Origin of the sequence: Streptomyces durocortorensis (assembly GCF_016901035.1) — a bacterium.
Taxonomy (GTDB): Bacteria; Actinomycetota; Actinomycetes; order Streptomycetales; family Streptomycetaceae; genus Streptomyces; species Streptomyces durocortorensis.
Window position 1 is genome coordinate 7,349 of the sequence record NZ_JAFEUF010000289.1, and the last position, 229, is coordinate 7,577.

The window sequence follows — 229 nt, forward strand, 5'->3', positions numbered from 1 at the left end:
TGTTTTTTCCCCGTCGGGGTGTTTTGTGGTGCGCGGGCCGGGGGGGGGGCCGGGGGGGGGGGGGGGGGGGGCGCCGGGCCCCCCCCCGGGTTCCGGGGGCCCGCCTCCTTCTTTGCGCGGGGCCGCCCTCCCCCGGGGCGCGGGTCAAAGGATGTCCTCAAACGCCGGACGGGCTGGAAGAGATGCCCTCAAACGCCGGGCGGGCTGGGGGTGTCGGGCGGGGCTGGAA